Consider the following 25,321-nt stretch of genomic DNA (forward strand, 5'->3'; position numbering starts at 1 on the left):
CAACTAAACTATTACAAAAATATGAGAAACTATTATGCCAAAACATGTCATTGTTTTAGGGGCAGGAATTTCAGGTCTGAGTGCAGCTTGGCGTCTTAGCGATAACGGCATTAAAGTAGATGTCTTAGAAGCCGAGCCGTTTGCAGGCGGTTTAGCTGGCACTGTTCGCGACGGCAACTATTCATTAGATTTTGGACCGCACTCTTTTTTCTCTGAGGACCAGGGGATTGTTGATGCTGTTCTGAGACTATTCGACAATAAATTACAGCCCAAGTCAAGAGATGTCAAATTTTATTATAGAGGTAAATATATCGATTATCCCTTAACGGCAAAAAGTGTTCTTTTCGATATGGGTTTTTGTTCCGGTATACAGGCGTCATGGAGTTTTTTAAAAAGTAGACTTTTCCCTTGTAAGCGGGTTGCACTAGAGGGTGAGGATGAAACTGTAGAAGAGTGGGCAATTGCAAGTTTTGGAGAATATCTCTACCGAATATTTTTTAAACCATATTCCGAGCAATTTTGGAAAACACCTTGTTCTGAACTATCCTCAAGATGTATTCCAACACATACGCGGATGAGCTTTATAAATACATTGAAACTCCTGCTCCATAAGAAGGTTAGCAAAAACAAAGATTCCCTTATTGAACGCGAAATATTGCCTACCTACTATCCCGATACAGGTTTCGGTGAAATTGCTGAACGAATTGTAAAAAAAATAGAAAAAAATCAGGGTCGTGTGCACCTTGCCTGTGAGGTTGTGGGCATTACTGAGCTTCCTAATAAAAAGATACTCATTTCTTACAAGCATAACGGTCAATATAAAAAAATGGAAGGTGATTATATTATCTCAACTTTACCACTTCCTCCGCTAATCAAGATGCTCAAAGCATCTGTTCCACAGGAAGTGCTAGCTTCAGCTGACAAATTAGATTATCAATCGTTGGTGTTGCTTGGTATAGTCACACATAAAAAGGATATCCTAAATTCCGGATATGTATATCAGCTAAATAAACCATATAATCGCATATCGGAGATGAATAATTTTAGCCCCAATACTAGTCCGGCTGAAGAGAATATTATTACGGTCGAAATTACATGTTCAAAAGATAGTACTGCATGGGCAGCAACTAAAGAAGAGTTGTTTGATATATGTATTGGCGGTCTGGCTGAAGATGGTTTTCTAGGACTAGGTGATGTAAAACGGTTATTTCTGATTAAGGCTCAATATGCATATCCTATTTATCGCAAAGACTATGCAGCTCACCTGAGGAAAACTATGGATTATTTAAAAACATGCAGATCGCTTACTACCCTTGGACGATGTGGCGAGTTTATGTATATGGATATAGATAAATGCATGAGAAGAGCCTTTGACTTTGTAGATGATAATATAAAAGAGTTTAGAGATTAAAAGGGGAAAGAGTATGCAGAGTGTTGATGAATCAGTAAAAGATTTATTATCCGGTGAAGGCAGAGATATTCCTCTGTTTAAGGTTTTTATGCCTGAAAGCGTTATGGAGCCTTTACGTAAGGTCTTATTCAGCGGTTACATAGGCGAGGGGCCAATAGTGGAGGAATTTGAACACAAGCTTGCACCGTACTTTGATAATAATAATGTGTTAACATTGAATAACGGAACAGCAGCCTTGCAGTTGGCGCTCAGGCTGGCAAATGTAGGTTGCGGCGACGAAGTTATCTCAACCGCTATGACTTGTTCGGCAACAAATGAACCAATAATGGCAATGGGGGCAAAAATTGTCTGGGCGGATATCAATCCATGGACTGGCGACATTGATCCTGAAGATGTTGCCAAAAAAATAACTTCAAAAACAAAGGCCATTATGTGTGTTCATTGGGGCGGATATCCTTGTGATCTGGACGAATTAAACGCCATTGCTGCTGAACACGAAATAAAATTAATTGAAGACGCCGCTCATGCTTTTGGTTCGACTTATCATGGAAAATTAATTGGCTCACAGTCTGATTTTGCGTGTTTTTCCTTCCAGGCAATTAAAGAGATGACAACTATAGATGGAGGCGCATTGGTTTGCAAATCCAATGCTGATTGTCAACGAGGCAGATTGCTTAGGTGGTACGGCATTGACCGTAAAGCTAAACGCAATGACCTTCGCTGTGAAGCGGATATTGTTGAATACGGATATAAATTCCATATGAATGATGTAACTGCAGTAATAGGTCTTGAGCAGCTCAAGTATGTGGACAAAACTATAAAAAAACATCGCTCTAATGCCGCTCAATATGATAAAGCATTTAAAGACCTCAAGACCGTGCGATCTTTAAGATACAAGAACGACCGCTCTAGTGTTTTCTGGCTTTATACTATAAGGGTTAAAAATCTCCTAAGATTTATGGAACATATGAAAAAAGCGCGTATTACTGTTTCGCAGGTTCATGCGAGGAATGATACTCACACTATGTTTAAAAATTTTAGAAGCAATTTGCCCGGAGTAGATGAATTTGTCTCTGAACAGGTTTCAATACCTGTGGGATGGTGGTTAACAGACAAAGATTTGCAGTACATTATTAGTGCAGTCACAGAATACGATATAATTGCGAAAACAGAATGATGAAGGTTGCGTTAATCACTTTTGGTAATGAAGAGAGTTATGGACTGTTGTTTGTAGGTGGCGAATTATTGCGGTTCAAGCAGAAGATTCGATACTTTGACGCTGAGATGGAAGATATCGTAGCGCAGGTTGTTCTATGGCAGCCCGATTTTATCTTTTTTTCTCCAATGACAACGTTCTTCTCTTGGTCTTTGCGTATCAGCAAGGAAATAAAAAAGTCTATCCCTAAAGTTTTATCTGTTTTTGGAGGACATCATGCAACTTCATGTCCGGATATATCAAAATTGGATGGAGTAGATATAGTCGTAGTTGGCCCTGTAAGAGGGTCAATAGACAAGATCCTAAAAAAGGAGCAGGGTATTATACAAACCATACCTACGACATCTGCAGATCTTCCTATGCCAGCCAGGAGAGAATATTACAGGGATATCCCGAGGATGGCCAAACGTTATCGCAAGGTAATGCTTTCAATGCTGGGTTGTCCATGGAATTGCTCCTATTGCAGCTCCTCTTCCAGCCATGTGCGAAGAATCTTTGGCCATGAGTCTCACAAACGCTATTTTCTTGGTAGAAGACCTATTAATGCTGTTATTGCAGAGGCTAAAGAGATTAAAAAATATAATACTGCTGAGATCGAGTGGGTAGATGACGATATGTTCTGTGGAGCTGATGTTGAAACATGGATGCCTGAATTTGTTTCAATCTGGGAAAAGGAGATTGATCTTCCCATGTATATTTCTACGACGTCACACTCTGCTTTGAAGATATCTGACAATGTTCTTGCCACGCTTAAGAAGATTGTCAATTGTATCGGCGTTGGAATACAGGCCATACGTCCTGAGTCTCTTAAGTTATTCAACAGAACGTGGGATAATGAGCCCAAGATGAAAGCTGCATACGAAAGGATGAGGTCGTTTGGATATGCTGTCAATCTGCAATGCATTGTTGGGCTGCCTGTTGATGAGCCAGTCGAGGATGCATTGGACACCGTAAAGGCTATGCAAAGAATAGGCTCAGGCAGTATTTGCTCGTGTTATCCATTGATGATTTATCCCGGTACTGCGATGGAGAAGTATTGCAGAGAAAAGGGTTTTAGACTGAATGATGCGTGTAATGGAGACACAAACAGCGCTATTCCTAATATTGCCTTTTCACCAAGAACAACGAAACGACTGAGGAATATTTGTAAGCTTGCAACACTGTTTGTGAAGTATAACATAAGCGAAAAATGGATGCGGGCATTGATAGATATTGATTTTGACACTAAAACATCTAAGATGCTCTCTATGACGCGATACTTTGAATGCGTCAAAGACAGATTGAAAGAAAAAGGAGAGAAAATATTTAACGAAGTAATACACGATATGAATTTAAGATATTAACGCATTAATGAGCTTTTTGTAGCTAAACTATTACAAAACAAGAAAGGGTTATTTATGTTAAAACGGTTGTTGTATGTGAAGCGTATGTTGACGGTAAGACCAAAAAAGTATAGAAATTTACTAAAGACTATATATAAAAAACGTTGTCAGAGCATTATGGAAATTGGTACGCATAACGGAATTCATTCAAGACATATGATAGAGACAGCAAATATCTTCCAGCCTATGAATAGAATCACATATTATGGCTTTGATTTATTTGAAGGTCTTACTGACGAAGATTTTCAGAAAGAGCTTGCAAAGAAACCGCCAACGTACGATGAAATAAGACAAAGATTAGAAAAAACAGGAGCAAATATTAATCTTTACATGGGATACACCAAGGACACTTTGCCAAAATTTTTAGAAGAGAGTAAAGACGAACAAATTGATTTTATTTTTATTGATGGAGGACATTCTATTGAAACCATCAGTTTAGATTGGAGTTACGTAAAGAAGATAATGTACCCGAATACTGTAGTGATTTTTGACGACTATTACTCTAACAAGGAAGCCAAAGACAGTGGATTTGGTTGTCAATCACTGATAAATAATCTGGATAGGGATGTATACGATATAGAAATTCTGGAGCCCATGGACCATTTTGGAGGAGATACGCCAAGAGACTGTAACATGGTCAAAGTTGAAGTCAAAAAAACCTAGAGTTATTGAGATTATTAAAATCCTAAAGAAAATAAATAGAGAGATATTTAGTTCTCTTCTTGAACAATATCCAAGTTTGGTAAAAAGGGAAGTCATTGGAAGTTGTCAAACTTTGCTTGATCTGGGTTGCGGAACAAAGTCGCCCATAGAAAAATTTTCTGATAAATTATATTATAGCGTAGGCATAGATATATTTGAACCGAGTCTCTTAAAGAGCAATAAATTAAAGATATATACAGAATATAGAAAAATGAATGTTTTGGAAATTGGGAATGTATACAAAGAAAACTCATTTGATTGTGTTCTCGCTTCTGAACTGATTGAACACTTAACAAAAGATGATGGTTTAAGATTAATCGCTATGATGGAGAAAATTGCGAAAAAAAAAGCGATAATATTTACGCCAAACGGTTATTTGCCGCAAGATAAATACGACGGAAACGAGTTTCAAATTCACCGCTCAGGCTGGTATCCATCAGAAATGGAAGATATGGGATATAGAGTAATTGGTATAAGAGGATGGAAATTATTGAGAGGGAAGCATGGAAGGATTAAGTGGTGGCCAAGGGAATTCTGGAGAAGGGTTTCTTTATTAACGCAGCCTGTAACTGAAAAATTTTCTAAGATAGCTTTCCAGATTTTATGTGTTAAAGATATAACAGAATCAGAAGGATAAATATAAAAAATTATTATGAAAATCAAGTTCCTGTTTATAAACGCAATTGACTCTTCTAAAAAGGTTGAAACAAAATATCCTCCCTTAGGTATTGGGTATCTAATTAGTAGCCTGAGAACATATTTTGGCAGAGATGAGATTATATTTAAGGTAATATGCGATAACGTAGAAGAAGAGATGATAGATTTTAAACCAGATATCGTTGGAATTAGTTCAGTGAGCCAAAATTACAATAAAGCAATTACTTGTGCAAAAATCGCAAAAAAATATAAACTGCCAGTGATTGTTGGAGGAGTGCATATTTCAATGATGCCTTCTTCATTGACTTCAAATATGGATGTTGGAGTTATAGGAGAAGGAGAGGTTACTATATGTGGGTTATTGGAATCTTTTATCAAGGAAGGAAGGTTCCTCAGGACGAATCTGAAAAAGATTAAGGGAGTAATATATTGGAACGATGACAATACAATTGCTGCTTCAGCTGAACGAGAGTTAATCCCTTTTCTAGATAAACTTCCTCCTCCTGCACGGGATTTATTTGATATCCAGCCCAGAACATATATGTTCACTAGCAGAGGCTGTCCGTATCACTGCTCTTTTTGTGCATCCTCACTATTTTGGAATAAGGTTAGATTTTTTTCGGCTGAATATGTTGTAAATGAAATTGAGTATTTAATTAATGAATATAACGTTAAACACATCAATTTTTATGATGATATATTCTCAGTCGATGTAAAAAGAATAAAAAAGATAATAAGTATTTTTAGAGAAAGGGGTTATCTGGGTAAAGTGGATTTCAGTTGTGCAATCAGAGCCAATATGGTAAATGACGAGGTAATCCGATTATTAAAAGAGATGGGAGTAAGATCTATTAGCATGGGATTAGAATCGGGTTCTGATAAAATTCTTAAGTATCTTAAAAGAGATAGTATAGATGTTAGGAAAAATGAGAATGCCATCAGAATAATCAAGAAACACGGGATATCAGTATCTGGCAGTTTTATAATCGGGGCTCCTGAAGAGGATAAAGAAGATATTTTGAAAACACTAAAATTTATTTCAAAAAGCAAACTAGATGGATTTGATGTCTATGTTTTAACCCCTTTTCCTGGAACTTTGGTCTGGGACTACGCAATTTCTAAAGGTTTAGTTAACGAGAAAATGGATTGGGGGAAGTTAAATGTAAATTTTAGTGATAATTATAATTCTGCTGTAATCTTGTCAGAAAAATTGACAAGAAAGAAAATACACAAGTTGTTTTTGCAATTTAGATATGAGAAAAGGAAAATAGGAATGTATAAATTATTTAAAAAAGGGGTTAAAAACCCATTGAAGATTCCATGGTTCTTAACTAAAAAAATCAGTGCTGCCCTCAGAAATAGATTATGAAGATTGCCATAGTTACTCCTCACTTTTTTAATCCAAGTGGAATTGGAACGATGTGCAGTAATTTAGCATCAGAGTTGGTTAAGAAAGAGAACATGGTTGAGGTTTTTACTTTTGTTATTCCGGAAAGATATAGATTCAATGTACTGAGCAGTGGAGTAAAAGTATACGCAATAAGAAACATGTATGCTGAAACTCTAAATCTCTCCCAGCAAAGGCATGAACTTAACCTAATAACCTGGATACAGACTAAATTGTATCGATTTTTAACTTTATTGAATATTTTTAAATCAATGATATCAAGATTACCTCTGTCAGACGTTATTCATATAAACGGATATACTGATTTGACAATTGTAGGCTTTCTTATTGGAAAGATCTTTAATAAACCTATTATTCTGTCTTTTCATGGAACAGATGTTTGGTACTATAAAAAAACATTTTTTGACCTTTTTAAGAGGATTGTCCTACATGTAAATAGGATTACCTGCGTTAGTAAGTGCCTTCAGGATAAGTTATTAAACGATACAGGGGCTAGAAGTGATGTGATACCTCCTATGATCAGTGATTGTTTTCTATCTCAAAGAGGAAAACGCTCAAATTTTCTAAAGCAGGAGTTTAGTGCTGATAGAATACTGTTAAGTGTTAAAGGGCTAATACCAATATACGGACACGAACTTCTAATAAGAAGTTTACCAGATGTTCTTAAGAAATATCCTAATTTAAGATTAGTATTAACAGGAGAAGGTCCCTTACTTGAGAAATTAAAACGGCTTGTTGTGACATTATGTATTAAAAACAATGTAGTGTTTGCAGGTTTTAAGAGTCATGAGAAGTTAGTGGATTTTTATGCGTCCTCGGACATTTATGTCTTATCATCAAAATTGGAGTCCAGGGCTAATGTGGTCTTGGAATCATTATTATGTGGAACGCCGGTTATTACAACCAATAATCCTGCTGGCATTGAGCTGGACAATCAATATCATGGAGATGTTACTCTTATACGTGAAGATACTTCTCAGGTGCTTGCAGATACTATACTAAAAATATTGGATGAGGATAGAAAAGTTAAAAAAAGCACAATTGCAAAGATTTCTAATGAACTGAACACACGGGTTGTTACGCAAAAATTTTATGATATTTACAGAAATGTCGCTGATATGGAGGCTAAAAAATATGGAACTTAATAAAGTAGAACAAAAATATAATTCCGTAATCAATTCGTCTTTTTTGCTTATCGCGCTCTTTGCATTTCTATGGATAATCAGGTTGCTTGTATTGGGTTCAGATAGCCAATTAGACATAATTGGCTATATTCCAGCAGATATTGGATTTGATGCCCATAGTGCCAGAAACAAAGTTTTGTTTGGTAAATGGTTAATAGATGATTTTAATGTAATTTTCGTTGTTCCTTTATATACATATTTTGTTTATTTATCGTTCAAATTTTTTGGGGTTGGTTTATGGCAGATTAATTTTGTCACTGCTGTTGGTGGTTGTCTGACATTAATATTTGTCTATCGCATTGCAAAAGAAATAACAAATGATAAAAAATTTGCTATTGTTGCAACATTTATTTACGGAGTAAATAACATAGTTGTGAGCTACAATAGAAAAGGTTCCACCGAAAGTTTAATGTTTCTTTTTATTTCAGGTTCATTATATTTTTGGTTAATTGGTAAACATAACAGATTATATTACTTTATATCAGCCTTATGTTTGGTTTTTGGTTGGCTCTGTAAATCCTATGCACTTGCATATATCTTAGTGATAATTGGGTTTTTTATATATGAAGCGAAAATGAAGCTGATAAAAAATCCTATAAAAATTACGTTTTGGTTTACATCAGGATTAATACTTTCTTTTATAGCATATTTTCTTATTCTAGTTTTCCCTGACTACGAAAAATGGAAAGCAATGAATGGTGTTTGTTTTTCAGAAAATGTAGCTCATACACCCTGGCTGGCTATAGTGAATTTTATGCGCTTTACAATCAATCCAAGTACATTGATTACGGGTAACGTTACAATCCTAACGCCTCTTTTTATCTTTTGCGTAATAATTTATTTACTCAACAAAACCAATAAGAGACCTTCTTTTAAATTATCTTCTATTGAGCGATACTCGATAATATGGATTATATTGGGATGTCTTCCTTTTACAGTTACTAACTATATATCTACCAGGAGATTTCTTATATTGATTATACCCATTTCGATGTTATTGACATCTTTTTTGTTTAAAAACATAGACGATAAGCAATTTTTAGATCTAATAAAAAACGGTTTTATTTCCGTAAGTTCCAAAGTCAAAAAAACAATTATTATTTTCATAGCATCTTTAGCAATACTTCCTATAATAAGAGTTGTAGTTTTGAGGGTTATTACATTATTTAATTTAGTCTCTGAGAGTTCGGATAAACTCAATATGGCCATGCAAGGACGGCTGGATACTACAATAGTAGTTGTAAGTATTATCGGCATTTACAGTTTTATTTCCATTATTGATAGAAAAAAGGAACATTCTAGAATTAAGTGGTATTTGTATTTAGTTTTATTTCCTGTAATAAGTGCATATTTAATGCCTTTTTTATCAAAAATAATTGGGCTTCTTTTATCTAGAATCAATATTGGAGAGTATCCAGGCGTTGGGCCGCAGACAACGGCAATTATGTCTGTAATAATTATTGGAATAATATTAATATTCATTATCCCTAGAATTTATAGGATTGTTTCACAGAAGAATAAAAATCTAATAAAAACTGCTTTTTCAGTAGGGATTGTAATTTACCTGTTTTCTAATTTATTTATAGACGTAAAGCCGCTGATTAAGCCCACGTACAAACTCCAGAAAATATCCAGAGATTTAAACAGATATTTTGAGAAAGGAACACCTGTGTTGGGCCTTGAGGCTGATACTCTTTGTATGGAAACAAAAGCATTTAGCTTTTCTCCATGGGGTTGGAAGGAGGCAGATAAAAATATGAGAGGTATTCAGAAACTAAATGCTAATCTAATGGAACGTTTTAGACCCGAATACATGATAATGATGAATGCTGATACTAAGCATGATATATATCCACAATGCACAAAAAAAATGAAATCATACAACCTGCTGAAAGTGAAAGAATATACATTAGACAATAATGTGATAGAGTTATTTAAGGTTTTGTACAATGCGAAATAAATCTTTGTTCCTGATTATTGGTCAAATTGTTGCAGTTTTATTTTCTTCGACAAATGTTTTTGCAGTTAGTAAAGCCGAACTGTTTATAAAAGACCATCCTGTTAAATTTGGTTTTTCTACCTTTGTTCTACCCGTTTTTATTATTCTGCTTTATATTGGCCTTTCAAAAATAGACAAATTGATTGATATAATAATAAAGTTTGGGCAGAAGCAGCACGCTAAAGAGGAAGAAGATGAGTATGGGAAAATACCAAAAGGCTTAATTGAAGAAGAAGTTGCTTTATCTCTTTCTCCTGCTGAGCTTATATGGAGAAAGGAGGGCGGAGAATCAGAAACATACAAATTACGTCCAAACATAGAGTTCTGGATAGGAAGATCTGAAGATAATGAACTAATACTAGAAGATGAATTGGTATCCAAACTCCACGCAAAGATACGACCACAACATGAAGGCTATGTGTTATACGATATTCATTCCTATAATGGTACTAAGATTAAGGGTAAAAAAGTGCTTAAACATATATTGAAAAATAACGATGAAATAAACATAGGCAAGCAAATAATAAACTTTAGGCAAAAAATTGGCAAACCTAAGAACAAAGACGCACAACTAGGGGCTATAAAAAGTAAAGAGGTGCTTGTTAAGTATATTGTGTATGCTCCCGGACAACCTATGCTTGAAAAGCAGGCATATGCCAAAAACATAAGTGAGTCTCACATTTGCATCAGAACAGATAAGTATGTGCCGGAAACAGGCACAACCATAGAAATGCAAATTCAATTTCCAAATGATGAGGTAATTAATGAAATACTAGGGAATGTCCTATCATGCAGGCAAACATCGCTGAAAGATGAATACGAACTGGACATTGAATTTTCAGAATTGCTAGAAGAAAAACAGCAGATCATCAGTAATTATATAAAAAGCAGATCGTAGAAAGTTAGACTATATACGTATGCCACAGCATAGAAAAGTTCTTCTGTGCTGTGGCATAAAACTATCTTGCTAGACCATACTCTATTTTTATGCCTGCTATGAGTGAAAGCTTATCCAGCATATCCTCCGCGCCGGCAATTACGTAATAGTCCTTATCTTTCCATATCCTATAACTCAGGTTTGTTCTGAGAAAGAATGGGGAACTGTAAACAGCACTGTGCCCTTCAACTGTAATACTAGTTTTTTCGTCAGGCAGCATATAGTCTACTCCCAGCCCCACTCCTGAATTTATCATACCGCCTCTGAGTGTCAGACTATTATTGAGGTATTTAGATGCAATCTGCGCGTCGTACTCAACATATTGAACGTTTCTTCTGTCTCTTCGCCCGTATGGATTTGATGCCTTTAGATCTATCTTACTGATTCCAAGAAGATAGTATCTATCATCAGAAGTCTCAACTCTTGCGTAAATTTTGGTTCTTGGCATTTTGTTTCTAAGAGACCAAACACTTTCAGCCCCTATGTAGGTTGTTGCTTCTTTTATTGTTGCCGCGGTAGTCAAAACGCCTGTCGTTACACCTTCAGAAATTTGTTTTACCGCTGTTTTTTTCTGCGGTTGAGCTACCTTCTTTGGAAGTCCGCCTGCATACACTAAGCTAAAACATACACCAGTCAATACGGCGATTAAACTAACTCTAAACAAAGATTTCATTTCCTTTCACCTCCCTTCCACACGTATTTACGAATTACTACACTTTAAACGAAGTATATATTAGGATACGGCTCTTTGTCAATTAGAAATGCTCGATTTGTTAATAAGTAACTAGTTTGCAACATCTTTTGCATACTGGGTAGATTCCAGATAAAAGTTTTTTTCTCATCCTCTTGAATTCAGTATTGTTCCATATAGATATAAGGGATTCATTTCGAATATTACCCATTTTATGCTGCATTAGGAGACAAAAAGGCACGGTTCCATCGGAATTTATTCTGCATATAAAAAACGGATATGTGCAAACTCCTCTGGGATTATAATCATGTCTGTAGTAATCTTTAATATGTTCTAGTTTACTCACAGGTCGTGAGTGCATATTTATTCCAAGCTTGCCAGCTTTTCTCAGAGCTTTCTGCCATGTACTTAATAACAGAGGAAATTCCTCTAACTGAATGCTTTGCTCTTCTGAACATGTATCAAATAGCCCTAATTCTGGATTCCCAGTCATCTCTGCGGATTTATTCAAGTCCTCAGCAGTATTGTAGATAAGGTGATTAAATACAACGTTCTTTATGCCAAGTTCTTTTGCAACATCAAGACACTCATCAAAAGATTTTACATTAGTCTTTGAAATTACTGAATTAATGTGCACACACTTATCTGTATTTATGCCAAGAGCATTTAATGAGGTTAGAAGTCTTTCAGCTCCATTAAATGCGCGTTTAAATGCATCATTAGCCCTTCGTATTATATCGTGTGTCTCCCCTTTTCCATCAAAGGATAAAGAAATGTTACGGATTACTCTGGCTTTAATAAGACGAGCTAAATGCAAAGCATTTTCTTCATTTATTAAAGTAGCATTTGTTGTTAAGTTTTGGATGACTATCCCTCTCTCAGCAAAATAATTCAGAATATCGAGAATATCCTTGCGAATAAAAATTTCCCCTCCAACAAGGTTTATAGTTATTAGTTTTAACTTATCGAATATATTTTTTATTTCTTCTAAGGATAATTCGTCTTCAGCACGAATCTGATTGTGTTGCTGATAACACATTGAGCATCTGAGATTACATCTTCTTGTAAGTTCAATACAAATCTCTTCAGGTAATTTAAAAGTTCTTCCTGTTCCCCATGAATGTAGAACTTTTAATTTCCTATTAACATTAATACTGTGAAGTTTATTCCTGAGCCTTTTTAGAAGATAGAATAAGACCATAACTATACTATTTGTTTTTTTGCCTGTTTATTAATTTTACAAAAAACTATTATACATATAGCCCAGATAGCTAAAATAGGTATGAATTCCAGCATTCCAGCTTTCCCGAATAGAAGTGAAAACAAGTTATTTTCAAAGTATATATCAATATCTGCTAAACGGTAAAATATATTCTGGTAACACATACTATTCCCCCGACGTGCAAGAACATCTGTTCCAATTGCAAACAGCATTAAAATACTTGATACAGCTACTAAAACCATAAAGATGGATGCTAATATTTTTGATTTCAACTTTGCCACTCCATATATTGCCATAATACATAAAAACGGAATAGCTGTTATTAAAAAACGTTCTGCAAAAAATTTAAATGAAGAATAAAATAATAGCACAGCTGCTGAAATAATAATAAAAAATAAAAATTCTCTCTTTCTTTTGCTTTTTAACCCAAAATAAGCCCCTGGAAAAGCAAACAGTAGAAAAGGATGCATCATAAATATCCCCCTTTTTAGACCAAACGTTAACTTAATGATTCTACTCAACTTAGGAAGCTTGATGCCGCTAATTCCCTGAGCATGGTATTTTGCAAAGTAATGAGAATATTCATAATTATAGCCTGTTTTTAAAGGATTATCAAAGCAGGCGTAATGATATATACATAGTATTATAACGGCTAAACATACAGGAATAGCTAGGTAGATAAGTTTTTTAATTGATTTAGTAACCGCAAATAAATAAGCAAAAACAAATACAGCAAAAACCACCATAGGATATTCGCATAAAATAGCTAGACCCAGTAAGGAACCGCTCAAGAAAATTTTAGATTTATTAATTTCTTTGATATTTGAGCTCTTAATTAAAATATAAAATGCTGTAAAAAAAAGGAAACCTGCAACGTGGTGTGCGTAAAACATATTTGAGTAAAAAAAGACAATAGTTCCAAGGCTATAACTCATAGTTCCTAAGATAGACAATCTAATATTGCTGAGAAACATATTAATTGTTTTGTAAAAGATTACCCCCATTATTGCTGATGGGATTATAACTACAAAAAAAGTTGGAATATAAATTTTGAATATATAATCGACTAAAGCTGAAGATGAACTACAAAGTCTTAAGATTTTTGATGCTATAAAATAAAATGGTACTGCAAGAAATGAAATTCCTGGGGCTTTATCTGTATAAAAATGTCCTTTATAGAATGCCTTATCTCCTGTATTTTCATGATATGTATCAATGCTAAATGAATGGTGGTCAACTATTGACCAGACCAGATCCAGTCTTGTTCCACTGTTCCAGTCAAGTCTTCTGAAAAAGTAACCATAGGATATAACAAGCACAATAAAGATTAAAAGTTCGATTTTGTAAACTTTCATAAGATTCATAAATACACGAATGTCTACCAATATAGCATTGCTTAATTTAGCTGTCAAATTCTGGAAATTTAATTCCTTTCTGCTATAATGCAGCGATATGGAATATCTTAAGAAATTCATTTTAAAATTTATAGGACAGAATCAGCTTAAGAGGACATTGATCAAAAATACTGGTTTTATGTTTGGAGGTGATATTGCAACAAAGACATTCCGTCTATTGATAATTCTTATTCTTGGCAAGATATTATCTCCCAATGAGTATGGCCAGTTGTTTGAAGCAATGGCAGTGGTTCTTGTAATAAGTGAACTTATTGATGTTAGAATTGGGGAAGCAGTTACCAAGTTTGCAACAGATTACCTCGTAAAAAACCAGAAGAATAAAGCTCTAAGTATCATTAGAATAGGATATTTGGTAGATACGCTTTTAGGAATATTGTGTTTTTGTATTATCATGTTGATTGGAGATATTGTAGCGCAAAAGGTATTTCACGGTCATGTGTCCTCAAGACTAATAAAAATATATGCTTTGTCTCCTCTTCTCTCAACAGTGAATGGTACCTCTCTTGCAATAATTCAAACATTTAAAAAATTTAAGATAATGAGTGTATTCAACGCATTAAGCGCATTTGCAAGGTTCGTTTTTCCCGTCAGTCTTGTCGGGCTCGGTTTAGAATATATAATGTTTGGTTATGTTCTGGCAGCTTTTATACCTGCAGTTTGTTTATCAGTTGTTGTATTGAAGCTTATAAAGACACAATTCAAGGGAATCAGGGCATCAAATATTCTTCCAGAGATGAAAAAAATTCTGCCGTTTACCTTTCACACAACAATTTCTGTTACTTTTAAATCCGTTATCAGAGAAATGGATGTAGTGCTGCTGGGATTTTTTAAGTCACCGGAAATAGTTGCCTATTACAAAATAGCTCTTGCGTATGTCAACACACTCGGATTTGTAACAGGTCCTGTTGGCACAGTTATTTACCCAACTTTAACCTCTCTATGGGCAGAGAAAAATATTTCACTCTATAAAAAAATATTACGAAAAATAAGCAGTGTAATGATTTTTGTATCCGGTGCTGGAGCTGCTATTATAGTTATTGCAGGTCCACATATTTTCAGAATATGGAAACCGGTATATCTTAATTCAATGCCTGCAATACGAGTAATGATATTTGCTGTTATACTATCAAATATTTTCTGCTGGATGAGGTCTACAATTTTATCTTCAGGTAAGCCGTATATATCTACGATTAGCAATATGGGCGGCGCCATTGCGCTTATTCTCGCATCGTTTCTGCTGGTTCCGTGGCTGGGGCTCATGGGTATGGCGATTACTTATGTGCTGGTCTATACTGCGATAATTTCAATTGCATTAATAATGCTTAGAAAGTCTGTTTTTAATTATGAATTCTAAATTAATAAACAAAATTAGATCTAAATTAAAAATCGTTGTCAAAGACAGCTTAATCTATCCGGCAAATATCAGATTCCCAATGGAACGAGCCAATGCTATTCAGATAGTGAATACGTGCTATGCTCTGGCAAGTAAAGGCGTAAGAGTATATCTATTAGTAAGGAAAATGAATAATAGAACCACTGAAGAGTGTCTGGGATTTTATGGATTGAAGCCTCACACTAATTTGCATATAATCAGGTTGCCTGTTTTGAATATCCACATACATCTTATTTGGAATTACTCATTCTATTTCCTGTGTTTTTTAACCATATTTTTTCTCTCAGCATTCAAGAATGTTAAAAAGATATACTTGCGTGAAATTGGTATAGCAAGGTATCTGTTGAGACTTAAAAATTTATTAAGATACGAATTATTATATGAAGTGCATACGATACAGTCCATGGAACAAAAAGAAAGGGGGAAATTACTATTTGATGGAACTACCCCTAACGCGAACAGATTGAGAAAAATCTCAAAAAGAGAAAGAGAAGTTCTAATAAGTGCAGATAAACTAATAGCAATTTCTGAGAGTTTAAAGGATGCTATACAGAAATATCTTGGCATTTCTAGAAAAATTGCCACAATACCTGATGGAGCGTTAATTCCCGATGTTTCAGAGAGAGGTTTTTCTAAGAGACCAAGTAGCAGAAATATAGTCTATGTCGGACAATTATACCCATGGAAAGGAGTTGACATTCTAATAAAGGCATTAAAGGAAATACCAGATGCCATGCTGACAATTGTTGGTGGACTTTCTTACGAAAAGGATGTACACAGGCTGAAAAAGTTTGCAAAAGAAATTACGGTAGAAAACGGGGTGCAATTTGTAGGATTTGTTCCTCACAGAGATATAAAAAAATATTTAAAGGAGGCAGATGTTGGAGTTATTCCATTGACTGATAATGTAATGAGTAGATACTTTACATCTCCTTTGAAGCTGTTTGAGTATATGGCAGCAGGATTACCGATAGTTGCATCTAATCTCCCAACAATAAGAGAAATACTCATAGATCACAAAAATGCTGTGCTGGTTAAGCCGGGGGACTCAAAAGATCTAGCGCAAGGAATCAAAGAACTGCTTGATAATCATGAACTTGCAAACAAGTTATCGCAAAAAGCTTATGAAGATGTTAAGCAGTATAGCTGGGATATGAGAGCAGAAAGAATAGTAAAGGTACTTGGTGAAAACTAGACATAGAATAAAAAAGAATATTTTGTATGTGCTGAATGCATTGCTATGGGCGTTCTCTTCTTTACCTGAGATTCATAGGAAGAAACCAATAAATATAAATTTTGTCTTTCATGCTGAAGCAATAGCGAATAGGAAGATGTTTGATAAGCTTATGGATTTCTGCAAAAAGTTTCTTGATAATACTCATGCAAAGGTGACTTTATGTATTACAACGCCATTTTGTCCTCAAACACAGCGCCAGTTGAATGAATTTAATATCACTACCGGTGAGTATGGAGAAAGGGTGAAAAAGGTATCTGAATTTGCTGAAATTGGATATCACGGGCACTTTTTTACCCCATTATCAAATAAACGTGCTCTGTCGCCGATAAACCATTTAAACTATAATTTCCAACTTATTAAAGAACAAATGAAGAAAGAGATTTTTTGGCTCCAAAAAGAGAGTATAACTCCCATAACCTATGTTGCTGGATGGTGGTTTCTTACTGACGACATAATAGAACAACTGGAAAGTTTTGGCATAAGAATTGACTGCTCTATTCGTAGAAATCATACAAATAGTTTTGGGGAGAAGTTTATCGACGACAGCAAGATTCCTCGAAGAGGAGAACCATTTATCCTTTCTTCATCAAAAAGAATAATAGAGATTCAAAGTATTTTTTATCCTATTCATCATCCGAGATTAACACTGAATATGCTAAAGAATGTTATAGATTTTAGAGCGGATAAAGAACTTTTTCTTGTTTTTCCTTCTCACGAAGGAGAGCTTTTGGATTTTAATAGAGAATTTTGGGCAAACATTAAGACGCTTAATAAGTTGAGATATATTAAGTGGACAGATCTCAGCGAAATGAATAGACTTGCAAGAGCGGAATGGAAACTATGAATTTAAAATTTAAAATAAGAGAAGCGACAGACCAGGACAGTGAAAACTGGGATAAATTCGTAGAGCATAATAATGGAAGTTTTTATCAGTGTTACAAGTGGCGTTTTGTATACAAAGAGCAAGGCGTTAAAACATTTTATCTAATAGCGCATGATGAAAAAGACAACATAGCAGGCATATTCCCCTTTGTAAAGATTTCTATGTTTCTAAATGACAGCATACATTCAATGCCTCATGGAGGAACTTATGGTGGCCTGCTGAGTAGAAGTAGCGAAGTTAAAACTGCATTAATGAAGAGAATGGATGAGATATGCCTTAAGGAGAATGTAGTATATACTCACATTCTAATGAATCCTCATATGGATAATTCTGAGTTAATCAAATGTTTAGGTTCCGTTGGTTATAAGCCAAGATATACTGCCGAAAAATCCCCAAAAACGTTTGTATTAAATACACAGGATTATAAAACAATATGGGATGAATTATTCAATACAAAGGTAAGAAATCAGGTTAGAAAGGCGGCAAAGAATGGAGTAGAAATAATCAGGAATGACAGGGATATGTTGGCTAAATATTATTTCATTCTGATAGAAAACAGAAAAAAGCTAAAGACAAAAATTATGCAAAAGGAAGTATTTTATAAAATACTGGATCTATTTCAAGAGCATACAAAACTATATCTTGCCGTATACAAACGTAAGCTTATAGCAGGTGCCTATTGTTTTGATTTTCAGAATATCAGGTATCTTTTTGATAATGTTTCTATCCCCGAGTATATGAAATACTGCCCGAACAACCTACTTTATAGTGAAATGATAAGAGATGCCTGTGATAATAGTAGCATTGATAAATTTGATTTTGGGGGCACTACTCCAAACTCCTCGCATTTTCACTGGAAAAAACAGTATGGAGGGACTCCGATGCCGCTTCAATATTATGAAAAAGTATACAGTCCTGCAAAAAAGTTTTTAAGAGAGAAAACAGTAAGGCCAAGAGTTATTATAAGAAAACTGATATGGAGTAAACTGGTTTCGCAGGAACAGGCAAATAAAATGTCGTCCAAAACTAGAAAATTTCTGGAATGGTTCTAAATTATGAAAGCTATAGTGTCAATTCCAACATATAATGAAGCAGAAAATATAGAAACTCTTGTATATCAAATATTAGATCTACCTGTAGATATAGGGGTGATAGTTGTAGATGACAATTCTCCTGATGGTACTGGCAAAATTGTTGATAGACTTCACACTGCATTTCCGGACAGGGTATATCATCTGCATAGAGAGAACAGAGCCGGGTTTGCTGCAGCTCATAAAGCAGGATTGAGATATGCTCTTAAGAATACAAATGCGGAATATATATTAACAATGGATGCTGATTTTTCACATGATCCCAAATATATACCAAAAATGCTAACTAAAATGGAAGAATATGACGTAATTATCGGGTCTAGATATATTAAAAATGGAGGGACTCAGAATTGGGACATAGGTAGAAAACTGCTGAGCAGAGGGGCGAATATATATGCTAGAACAATATTAAGTCTTTCTGCCGGGGATTGTACAGGAGGATTTAGATGTTTTAGGAGAAAGGTTGTCGAACATATTGATATAGAACATCTGTATTCCCATGGATACGGATATTTAATAGAGACATTGTTTAAATGTCAGAGAAATGGATATAAAATAGGGGAAATTCCAATAATCTTTGTAGATCGCCAGTTTGGGAAATCAAAGCTGTCAAAAGCCATTGCTGTAGAGGCGTTTTTCTTAGTCTTAAAGTTAAGGATTAGGGGAGAGAAGTGAAGATATTATTAATAAATCCTCCCAAATACGACAAAAGGCTCTATACTCTCAGAGATGAGATATGTTTTCAGAATGTCAAATATGTACCTTTTCCTCTCAGACTTGCACAGGTTGCCAGCGTATTAAAACATGTTTCTGATGTTCAGGTTATTGATGCAAACGCCCTTGAGTTAGGCTGGGCGGAACTTGAGGAGCAAATGCCTGAATGTGATGCTGTGATATTCCAATCAGCAGCTGGCTTGATAGCTCATGATATGAAAGTAGCGGATATTGTGAAAAGAAAGTTTGGGAGAAATATTAAGACAATTCTTATAGAAACTGTGCTAGCGCCTATATATCCGGAGCGAATATTAGAGGATTTTATGAGCTTAGATATAATTGTACGGGGACAGCCAGAAGTAGTTATACCGGACATAGTCAAAAATATGAAATCAAATCTTCAGAATGTGAAAGGCATAGCGTTTAGAGATGTGAGCGGAAAGATTGTTGCGACAGACTCTGCCAACATCATGGACTCATTAGATGAACTGCCGTTCATGGCATACGATCTATTTTCGATGGACAGATATTCAATTGGCTACTTAGATCTTCCTTTTCACGAGAAACGGGTTCATGGGATTAGAATAAGAACTACAAGGGATTGCCCATATGCATGTCCTTTTTGCATAATAGGCTCAAGCAGATGGAGGGGATATAACCGCAAGTGGAAGGCAATGTCTTCTGAAAGAGCGCTTAACGAGCTGGAGTATGTTGTAGACAAGTATAAGATTCATGGATTTTTCTTCTGGGATGAGACTTTTACTCTTGATCAGTCCCGTGCAGAGAAAATATGTGACGGAATAATAAATAGAAATCTCAAACTTCAGTGGCGTTGTTTAACCAGAATAGATTGTATTAACCAGAGACTTCTTGAGAAAATGGCTAGAGCAGGATGCAAACTCATAGAATATGGCATAGAATCCGGAGATCCGTCAGGCAGGAAAGATATGCAGAAGAATTTCTCAAATCAAGAAGCAATTAATATTATTAAACAGACAAAGGAGGCTGGTATAAAGGCAAACTGTGATTTAATAGTAGGTATGCCCTGGGACGATAAAAATACGCTGCATAGAACGTTTGAGCTTGCAAAGGAACTGGATGCTGATAATATTCATCTTACAATGGCGTTTCCATATCCAAAAACGCAACTTTTTGACATTGCAGAGAAAGAGAATTTGATCGCTGCAAGCGATATGTATCCGCTTATAGTTGGGAAGCGGGTACGTGTTGGCGCACTCGCTGTTATGCGGACTAGAAGATTATCAGTTGATGAGCTTGAAAAAATCTGGAAGAAGATGAGAAGGGGAATTAACAGATATTATATATTTAAGAATGTCATTAAAAGGCCTTCTATAATTAGAGATATTTTGAGAAAGAGGGGGTTTTCTGCAATACTAAAAGGCATGCAAATGCTGGCAAAAAACACATAACTTATGTAGGAGTCATATATGAAACTTTCTATTGTTGTGCCTGTGTATAATGAGAAAAACACTATACTCAAGATTATAGAAAAGGTAAAAGCTCTGGATGTAGAAAAAGAGATAATAATTGTTGATGACTGTTCTACAGACGGCACCCGTGAGATTCTAAAAGAAAAACTGGACGGCAAATATCCGGAGGTAAGAATTTTTTATAATATCTCGAATCAAGGCAAGGGAGCAGCTCTGCGTACAGGCTTCAAGCATGTTAAAGGCGAGATTATAGCAATTCAGGACGCTGATTTAGAATATGAGCCTGAAGAGATTAAGGAGCTGATAAAGCCTATTACTGACGGGTTTGCTGATGTTGTTTACGGGTCAAGACTATCAGGAGGCAAGCCTCAGAGAATGTATCTCTTCTGGCACTTAGCAGGGAACAAATTCCTGACACTAATAACAAATTTGCTGTACAACACAACAATTTCCGATATGGAAACATGTTATAAGGTTATGACAAAAAGAGTTCTGGATTCCCTTAACTTAAAGTCAAGGCATTTTAACATAGAGCCGGAAATTACAGCAAAGATATTTAAACAGCACTACAGGGTGTATGAAATGCCAATTTCTTATTATGGAAGAGATTATTCGGAAGGGAAGAAGATCTGCTGGAGAGATGGTTTTTCTGCGATTTGGACGTTGATAAAATATCGTTTCATGAATTAGATGAAAAAACTCTCCAGTTTAACTAAACTGCTCCTCATCACATTTTTCTTTTATCTCATTGTTATTGGTATCATTGCAAGCCGATATGACTTTAACATCAGTTGCTTTATAAATTTTGGAGAAAAAAGTTCTTTAGTTACAAAAAAACTACTCCCTCCGAATTTTATAATTATGAAAAATATTAGTGGATACGATGGACAAGCGTATTATTATGCAGCATCGGATCCTTTCATAAAGACAAATTTTCACCGTATAGATTTGAAAAAATACCAGCGCTTTCTTTATCCATTTTTGGCCTATATACTGGCTTTTGGCAATGATGCTCTTTTGCCCTGGACCCTCTTGATTGTTAATATAATTTCAATTCTGGTAGGCACTCTGTTTTTATCAATAATTCTCAAAAAACATAATGTGAGTATCTGGTATGCTTTAATTTATTCTTTTGGGATAGGTAATACTGTAGCTTTTCAGTACAATTTAACAACCCCTCTTTTTCTATGTTTGATACTAATGGGAATTTATTTTTATGAAGAGAAGAAAATAGTCTCAACGGCTCTTTTTTTCTCTCTTGCTCTCATTACAAGGGAAACTACAGCGCTTATAATATTGGTTTTCCTAATGTACGAATTCTTCAAGAAAAGGTATAAAAATAGCTTTGTAATCATTCTATCCTTCATACCTTTTATTCTTCTTCAATTTTTTCTGTATCAGAGGCTTGGCAAAATACCTCTTCTTGGTTCCTCAGGACACCTCACCCTGCCCTTTGCTGGAATAATACAACATGTAAGCAATATAAATCTAAACGGAGGGATTAAAGCTATTATTAGGAAAATCAGTGTTATTCCATACTTTTGTTTTGTGGTGTTAGTCCTTGCTGTTTCCATAGTAAAACTTTTAAGAAATAAGAATATATACAACTGGAACTTGTTTGTTCAGGCGTTTGTATCGATCTTTATGTGCTACTCTATCTGGGAAGCATCGGCTGCAGCAACAAGAGTAACATTTGCCATTTTCCCTTTTATGATTCTGAGCTACGCAAAAGACAGGGATAAGCTTTCAAAGTATCTGTTTATCGGAGCAGGGCTTCTTACAGTTGCAGCCATTGTCCGAATACTTTTTGTAAGCCCGATACATGGGTATTATCTATCATGATTTTTTAGCGGGCTTTTTTGCTACAGCCTTTTTCTTCTTTGCTTTAGGTTCTTCTTTCTTTTTCCCAACTTTTTTTTCTGTTTTTTTAGGCTCTTTAACAGGTTTTTCTACAACCTGTTCATTTCTTGGAACCTCTAATGCTTTTAGTATGGTATCAAGTTTTCTGTTAAGTTGTTCAAATTCTTTTATAAATTGTTCAGGTTTATTTGATCCGGAATCTCTACTGCTGAACCTTCCCGAATCTCTTCCTCCTGATCTATTATAGCCTCCTCTATCAGGTCTTTTTGAATCTCTATCACCATATCTACTAGAATTCCCTGTTTTTTCGAAACAATCACTGCAGTAAACAGGTTTACCTTCAGTGGGTTTGAAAGGGACTTCACATCTCTTACCGCATTTGTCGCAGGTTACTTCATGCATCTGCTTTTCAAAGCTGCGTTTTCCAGAATCCCTTCCGCCAAATCTTCCAGAATCTCTTCCTGAGTCTCTTTTGCTAAATTTAGCATATCGATCAAAGTCTCTCATACTGCCTCCTCATTAATTATAGATTTATTAATTATATTTCTTCGTTCATGCTTGTGCATGGCGGAGAGGCCGGGATTCGAACCCGGGGTGGAGTTACCCCCACAACTGCTTAGCAGGCAGCTGCCTTCAACCGCTCGGCCACCTCTCCAAAATAAATACTGGTAACTACAAGCCATAAGCTATTAGCTACTAGTAACGAAGTTCTGGCGGAGGGAGTAGGATTTGAACCCACGTTCCGTTGCCGGAAAACGGTTTTCAAGACCGCCGCTTTCAGCCACTCAGCCATCCCTCCGATCTTTATTTAATAAGATTCAGTCCTTTCAGGTACTTGTAATAATCACTGTCCGTTGTAAGGATTATTGTGCTGTTCTCATCAATGGTCTTTTTATACGTCTCAATGGTTTTTAAGAATGAATAAAACTCAGGATCCTGGTTATATGCCACGGCATAGATGCCTATTACCTCAGCATCCGCCTTGCCTTTTAACCCCTCAGCTTGCCTATATGCCTCAGATGTAATTAGTTTGAGTTCCTTTCCTCTCTGTCCGTCTATTTCAGCGCGGCGGCCCTGCCCTTCAGAGCGATATTGTTCGGCAGCGCGCTTCCTCTCGGAAATCATACGATCATAGACTTTTCTCCTTACGTCTTCTACGTAATTGATCCGCTTAATTCGCACATCAACAAGTTCTATGCCATACTTGGGAGCAAGTTCTTTTGCGTCGTGTAAGATTATCTCCTCTAATTTGTTCCGGCCTACTTCTATGCGTTCAAGGGCTTCGTCAGTAATTATTACGTCTTTCCCCACTTCTTTCACCTCGTCTACAATGCGATTGGAATTTCTTACTGTCTCAACAAGGAGATGCCTTGTAATTGTATCCCTGGTTGCTGAATTGATAATGTCATCAATCCTTGCGTGAGCTCCCATCTCATTGTTCACCGACTGCAGAAATTTCAACGCATCAACAATCTTCCAGCGCGCAGTAGCATCAACCCAGATATATTTTTTATCATTGGTGGGAATCTGATTGGGATCGCCATCCCACTCAAGAAGTCGTTTCTCAAAGTAACGCGCTTTCTGAATAAATGGTTTTTTAAAGTGCAGTCCTGCGGTTGTAATTGGATTACCAACAGGTTTGCCAAATTGGGTTATCACAACCTGTTTCGTCTCATCTACAACATACATCACACCGCTCATAGCTATAAGTATTATTAAGATAATTAAGGCAATAAATACATTCAAAAGCTTTTTCATTATTTTACTCCTCCTTTTTGTCCAAGATTAAGCAGTGGCAATATTGAAGACTGCTTCGGGTCAATTATATACTTTTCTTTTGCATTAGGTAAAACCTCCATCATTGTCTCTAAGTAAAGCCTCTTTCGGGTTATATCCGGGGCTTTCTTGTATTCCGCTAGTACTGTCGAGAATCTCTCTGCTTCACCTTTTGCTCTGTTTATTTTGTCCAGAGCGTATCCTTCAGCCTCTCGTATCGTTTGCTCAGCCTCTCCCTTAGCTCGCGGGATAACCTTGTTATACGCCTGACGCGCCTGATTGATTACCCTCTCTCTTTCCTGCTTCGCCTCATTGACTTCGTTAAATGCAGGTTTTACTTCATCAGGAGGATTTACATCCTGAAGTTTCACGGTAACGATCTGAATCCCTGTTTCATACTTATCCAATATCTTTTGCATCTCAATATGCGCAAGGTCATCAATCTCCTCTCTCTTTGTGCTGAGGACCTCATCTACGCTGTAGTTACCTACGAACCTTCGCATCACTACCTCGGAGATATCACGTACATTATCCTCAGGATCTCTGGTATTAAAAAGCAGTTGTACCGGATCTTTTACCCTGAACTGCACAATCCAGCGCACATCCAGAATATTGAGATCACCTGTAAGCATCAGAGATTCGTCAAGATAAGAACCGGTTGAATATTGGGTTCTTACTCCTGAACGAAGAGT

The 25,321-nt window shown here is 35.8% G+C and carries 23 protein-coding genes and 2 tRNA genes; 17 read left to right on the plus strand and 8 right to left on the minus strand.

Going from position 1 to position 25,321, the window contains the following annotated elements:
* Positions 1-34 precede the first annotated feature (34 nt).
* The 9 genes from Q7J67_05935 to Q7J67_05975 are packed head-to-tail and all read left to right on the plus strand — an operon-like array spanning position 35 to position 10,857.
* On the plus strand, positions 35-1,411 hold the full coding sequence (locus Q7J67_05935) for an FAD-dependent oxidoreductase (protein ID MDO9464820.1): 1,377 nt from the start codon (positions 35-37) through the stop codon (positions 1,409-1,411).
* A gap of 13 nt (positions 1,412-1,424) precedes the next feature.
* Positions 1,425-2,588: a DegT/DnrJ/EryC1/StrS family aminotransferase gene (locus Q7J67_05940; GenBank protein ID MDO9464821.1), complete on the plus strand. Its 1,164-nt coding sequence runs from the start codon at positions 1,425-1,427 to the stop codon at positions 2,586-2,588.
* A complete protein-coding gene (locus Q7J67_05945) occupies positions 2,585-3,970 on the plus strand; it encodes a cobalamin-dependent protein (GenBank protein MDO9464822.1) in 1,386 nt (461 codons plus the stop codon). The genes Q7J67_05940 and Q7J67_05945 overlap by 4 nt, the downstream gene beginning before the upstream one ends.
* A gap of 54 nt (positions 3,971-4,024) precedes the next feature.
* On the plus strand, positions 4,025-4,672 hold the full coding sequence (locus tag Q7J67_05950) for a class I SAM-dependent methyltransferase (protein MDO9464823.1): 648 nt from the start codon (positions 4,025-4,027) through the stop codon (positions 4,670-4,672).
* Positions 4,653-5,348, plus strand: a complete 696-nt coding sequence (locus tag Q7J67_05955; protein ID MDO9464824.1) for a methyltransferase domain-containing protein — start codon at positions 4,653-4,655, stop codon at positions 5,346-5,348. Before Q7J67_05950 ends, Q7J67_05955 begins: the two co-directional genes overlap by 20 nt.
* 15 nt (positions 5,349-5,363) lie before the next feature.
* Positions 5,364-6,737, plus strand: a complete 1,374-nt coding sequence (locus Q7J67_05960; GenBank protein MDO9464825.1) for a radical SAM protein — start codon at positions 5,364-5,366, stop codon at positions 6,735-6,737.
* A complete protein-coding gene (locus Q7J67_05965; protein ID MDO9464826.1) occupies positions 6,734-7,921 on the plus strand; it encodes a glycosyltransferase family 4 protein in 1,188 nt (395 codons plus the stop codon). The genes Q7J67_05960 and Q7J67_05965 overlap by 4 nt, the downstream gene beginning before the upstream one ends.
* Positions 7,911-9,920: a glycosyltransferase family 39 protein gene (locus Q7J67_05970; GenBank protein MDO9464827.1), complete on the plus strand. Its 2,010-nt coding sequence runs from the start codon at positions 7,911-7,913 to the stop codon at positions 9,918-9,920. The genes Q7J67_05965 and Q7J67_05970 overlap by 11 nt, the downstream gene beginning before the upstream one ends.
* Positions 9,910-10,857, plus strand: a complete 948-nt coding sequence (locus tag Q7J67_05975; GenBank protein ID MDO9464828.1) for an FHA domain-containing protein — start codon at positions 9,910-9,912, stop codon at positions 10,855-10,857. The genes Q7J67_05970 and Q7J67_05975 overlap by 11 nt, the downstream gene beginning before the upstream one ends.
* Positions 10,858-10,918: 61 nt before the next feature.
* Here the strand turns inward: Q7J67_05975 and Q7J67_05980 are convergent, their stop codons facing one another.
* From Q7J67_05980 to Q7J67_05990, 3 genes are all read right to left on the minus strand, one after another.
* Positions 10,919-11,569: a hypothetical protein gene (locus tag Q7J67_05980; GenBank protein MDO9464829.1), complete on the minus strand. Its 651-nt coding sequence runs from the start codon at positions 11,567-11,569 to the stop codon at positions 10,919-10,921.
* A 100-nt stretch (positions 11,570-11,669) separates the two neighbouring features.
* Positions 11,670-12,788, minus strand: coding sequence for a radical SAM protein (locus Q7J67_05985; protein MDO9464830.1), 1,119 nt, complete (start codon positions 12,786-12,788; stop codon positions 11,670-11,672).
* A 2-nt stretch (positions 12,789-12,790) separates the two neighbouring features.
* Positions 12,791-14,284: a hypothetical protein gene (locus Q7J67_05990; GenBank protein MDO9464831.1), complete on the minus strand. Its 1,494-nt coding sequence runs from the start codon at positions 14,282-14,284 to the stop codon at positions 12,791-12,793.
* Between Q7J67_05990 and Q7J67_05995 the strand changes: the two genes are divergently transcribed.
* The 8 genes from Q7J67_05995 to Q7J67_06030 all read left to right on the plus strand — a co-directional run bounded on the left by Q7J67_05995 (position 14,262) and on the right by Q7J67_06030 (position 22,835).
* Positions 14,262-15,578: an oligosaccharide flippase family protein gene (locus Q7J67_05995; GenBank protein MDO9464832.1), complete on the plus strand. Its 1,317-nt coding sequence runs from the start codon at positions 14,262-14,264 to the stop codon at positions 15,576-15,578. The two genes, Q7J67_05990 and Q7J67_05995, sit on opposite strands and share 23 nt — an antisense overlap.
* Positions 15,568-16,812 (plus strand): glycosyltransferase family 4 protein, encoded by a 1,245-nt coding sequence (locus Q7J67_06000; protein MDO9464833.1) that lies wholly within the window; start codon positions 15,568-15,570, stop codon positions 16,810-16,812. Before Q7J67_05995 ends, Q7J67_06000 begins: the two co-directional genes overlap by 11 nt.
* A gap of 28 nt (positions 16,813-16,840) precedes the next feature.
* On the plus strand, positions 16,841-17,698 hold the full coding sequence (locus Q7J67_06005; GenBank protein ID MDO9464834.1) for a hypothetical protein: 858 nt from the start codon (positions 16,841-16,843) through the stop codon (positions 17,696-17,698).
* Complete coding sequence (locus tag Q7J67_06010; GenBank protein MDO9464835.1) at positions 17,695-18,789, plus strand: peptidoglycan bridge formation glycyltransferase FemA/FemB family protein; 1,095 nt, start codon at positions 17,695-17,697, stop codon at positions 18,787-18,789. The genes Q7J67_06005 and Q7J67_06010 overlap by 4 nt, the downstream gene beginning before the upstream one ends.
* A 3-nt stretch (positions 18,790-18,792) precedes the next feature.
* The gene (locus Q7J67_06015; GenBank protein ID MDO9464836.1) at positions 18,793-19,503 is read left to right on the plus strand and encodes a polyprenol monophosphomannose synthase; all 711 of its coding nucleotides are present in this window, start codon (positions 18,793-18,795) and stop codon (positions 19,501-19,503) included.
* Positions 19,500-20,972 carry a radical SAM protein gene (locus tag Q7J67_06020; GenBank protein ID MDO9464837.1) on the plus strand — a complete coding sequence of 491 codons (1,473 nt, stop codon included), beginning with the start codon at positions 19,500-19,502 and terminating at the stop codon, positions 20,970-20,972. The genes Q7J67_06015 and Q7J67_06020 overlap by 4 nt, the downstream gene beginning before the upstream one ends.
* An 18-nt stretch (positions 20,973-20,990) precedes the next feature.
* The gene (locus Q7J67_06025) at positions 20,991-21,683 is read left to right on the plus strand and encodes a glycosyltransferase family 2 protein (protein MDO9464838.1); all 693 of its coding nucleotides are present in this window, start codon (positions 20,991-20,993) and stop codon (positions 21,681-21,683) included.
* Between the two features lie 171 nt (positions 21,684-21,854).
* Positions 21,855-22,835: a hypothetical protein gene (locus Q7J67_06030; protein MDO9464839.1), complete on the plus strand. Its 981-nt coding sequence runs from the start codon at positions 21,855-21,857 to the stop codon at positions 22,833-22,835.
* Here the strand turns inward: Q7J67_06030 and Q7J67_06035 are convergent.
* The 5 genes from Q7J67_06035 to hflK form a co-directional block, all read right to left on the minus strand.
* Positions 22,830-23,360: a hypothetical protein gene (locus Q7J67_06035; protein ID MDO9464840.1), complete on the minus strand. Its 531-nt coding sequence runs from the start codon at positions 23,358-23,360 to the stop codon at positions 22,830-22,832. The genes Q7J67_06030 and Q7J67_06035 overlap by 6 nt on opposite strands.
* A gap of 58 nt (positions 23,361-23,418) precedes the next feature.
* A tRNA-Ser gene (locus Q7J67_06040) sits at positions 23,419-23,508 on the minus strand.
* Positions 23,509-23,564: 56 nt separating this feature from the next.
* Positions 23,565-23,652 (minus strand) — tRNA-Ser (locus tag Q7J67_06045).
* A 5-nt stretch (positions 23,653-23,657) separates the two neighbouring features.
* Entirely contained in the window at positions 23,658-24,611 is a 954-nt protein-coding gene (hflC, locus tag Q7J67_06050) for a protease modulator HflC (protein ID MDO9464841.1), read from the minus strand.
* Positions 24,611-25,321: FtsH protease activity modulator HflK (gene hflK / locus Q7J67_06055; GenBank protein MDO9464842.1), on the minus strand; the 711-nt coding region annotated here is incomplete at its 5' end. The genes hflK and hflC, both read right to left, overlap by 1 nt.

It is taken from the genome of bacterium (genome assembly GCA_030652805.1).
In the GTDB taxonomy this organism is placed as follows: Bacteria; JAHJDO01; JAHJDO01; order JAHJDO01; family JAHJDO01; genus JAHJDO01.

Bases quoted from the DNA above. Each gene is read 5' to 3' on its own strand.
- Q7J67_05935 (MDO9464820.1), top strand. From the start codon at position 35: ATGCCAAAACATGTCATTGTTTTAGGGGCAGGAATTTCAGGTCTGAGT.
- Q7J67_05940 (MDO9464821.1), top strand. From the start codon at position 1,425: ATGCAGAGTGTTGATGAATCAGTAAAAGATTTATTATCCGGTGAAGGC.
- Q7J67_05945 (MDO9464822.1), top strand. From the start codon at position 2,585: ATGATGAAGGTTGCGTTAATCACTTTTGGTAATGAAGAGAGTTATGGA.
- Q7J67_05950 (MDO9464823.1), top strand. From the start codon at position 4,025: ATGTTAAAACGGTTGTTGTATGTGAAGCGTATGTTGACGGTAAGACCA.
- Q7J67_05960 (MDO9464825.1), top strand. From the start codon at position 5,364: ATGAAAATCAAGTTCCTGTTTATAAACGCAATTGACTCTTCTAAAAAG.
- Q7J67_05965 (MDO9464826.1), top strand. From the start codon at position 6,734: ATGAAGATTGCCATAGTTACTCCTCACTTTTTTAATCCAAGTGGAATT.
- Q7J67_05970 (MDO9464827.1), top strand. From the start codon at position 7,911: ATGGAACTTAATAAAGTAGAACAAAAATATAATTCCGTAATCAATTCG.
- Q7J67_05975 (MDO9464828.1), top strand. From the start codon at position 9,910: ATGCGAAATAAATCTTTGTTCCTGATTATTGGTCAAATTGTTGCAGTT.
- Q7J67_05980 (MDO9464829.1), bottom strand. From the start codon at position 11,569: ATGAAATCTTTGTTTAGAGTTAGTTTAATCGCCGTATTGACTGGTGTA.
- Q7J67_05985 (MDO9464830.1), bottom strand. From the start codon at position 12,788: ATGGTCTTATTCTATCTTCTAAAAAGGCTCAGGAATAAACTTCACAGT.
- Q7J67_05995 (MDO9464832.1), top strand. From the start codon at position 14,262: ATGGAATATCTTAAGAAATTCATTTTAAAATTTATAGGACAGAATCAG.
- Q7J67_05990 (MDO9464831.1), bottom strand. From the start codon at position 14,284: ATGAATTTCTTAAGATATTCCATATCGCTGCATTATAGCAGAAAGGAA.
- Q7J67_06000 (MDO9464833.1), top strand. From the start codon at position 15,568: ATGAATTCTAAATTAATAAACAAAATTAGATCTAAATTAAAAATCGTT.
- Q7J67_06010 (MDO9464835.1), top strand. From the start codon at position 17,695: ATGAATTTAAAATTTAAAATAAGAGAAGCGACAGACCAGGACAGTGAA.
- Q7J67_06015 (MDO9464836.1), top strand. From the start codon at position 18,793: ATGAAAGCTATAGTGTCAATTCCAACATATAATGAAGCAGAAAATATA.
- Q7J67_06025 (MDO9464838.1), top strand. From the start codon at position 20,991: ATGAAACTTTCTATTGTTGTGCCTGTGTATAATGAGAAAAACACTATA.
- Q7J67_06030 (MDO9464839.1), top strand. From the start codon at position 21,855: ATGAAAAATATTAGTGGATACGATGGACAAGCGTATTATTATGCAGCA.
- Q7J67_06035 (MDO9464840.1), bottom strand. From the start codon at position 23,360: ATGAGAGACTTTGATCGATATGCTAAATTTAGCAAAAGAGACTCAGGA.
- hflC (MDO9464841.1), bottom strand. From the start codon at position 24,611: ATGAAAAAGCTTTTGAATGTATTTATTGCCTTAATTATCTTAATAATA.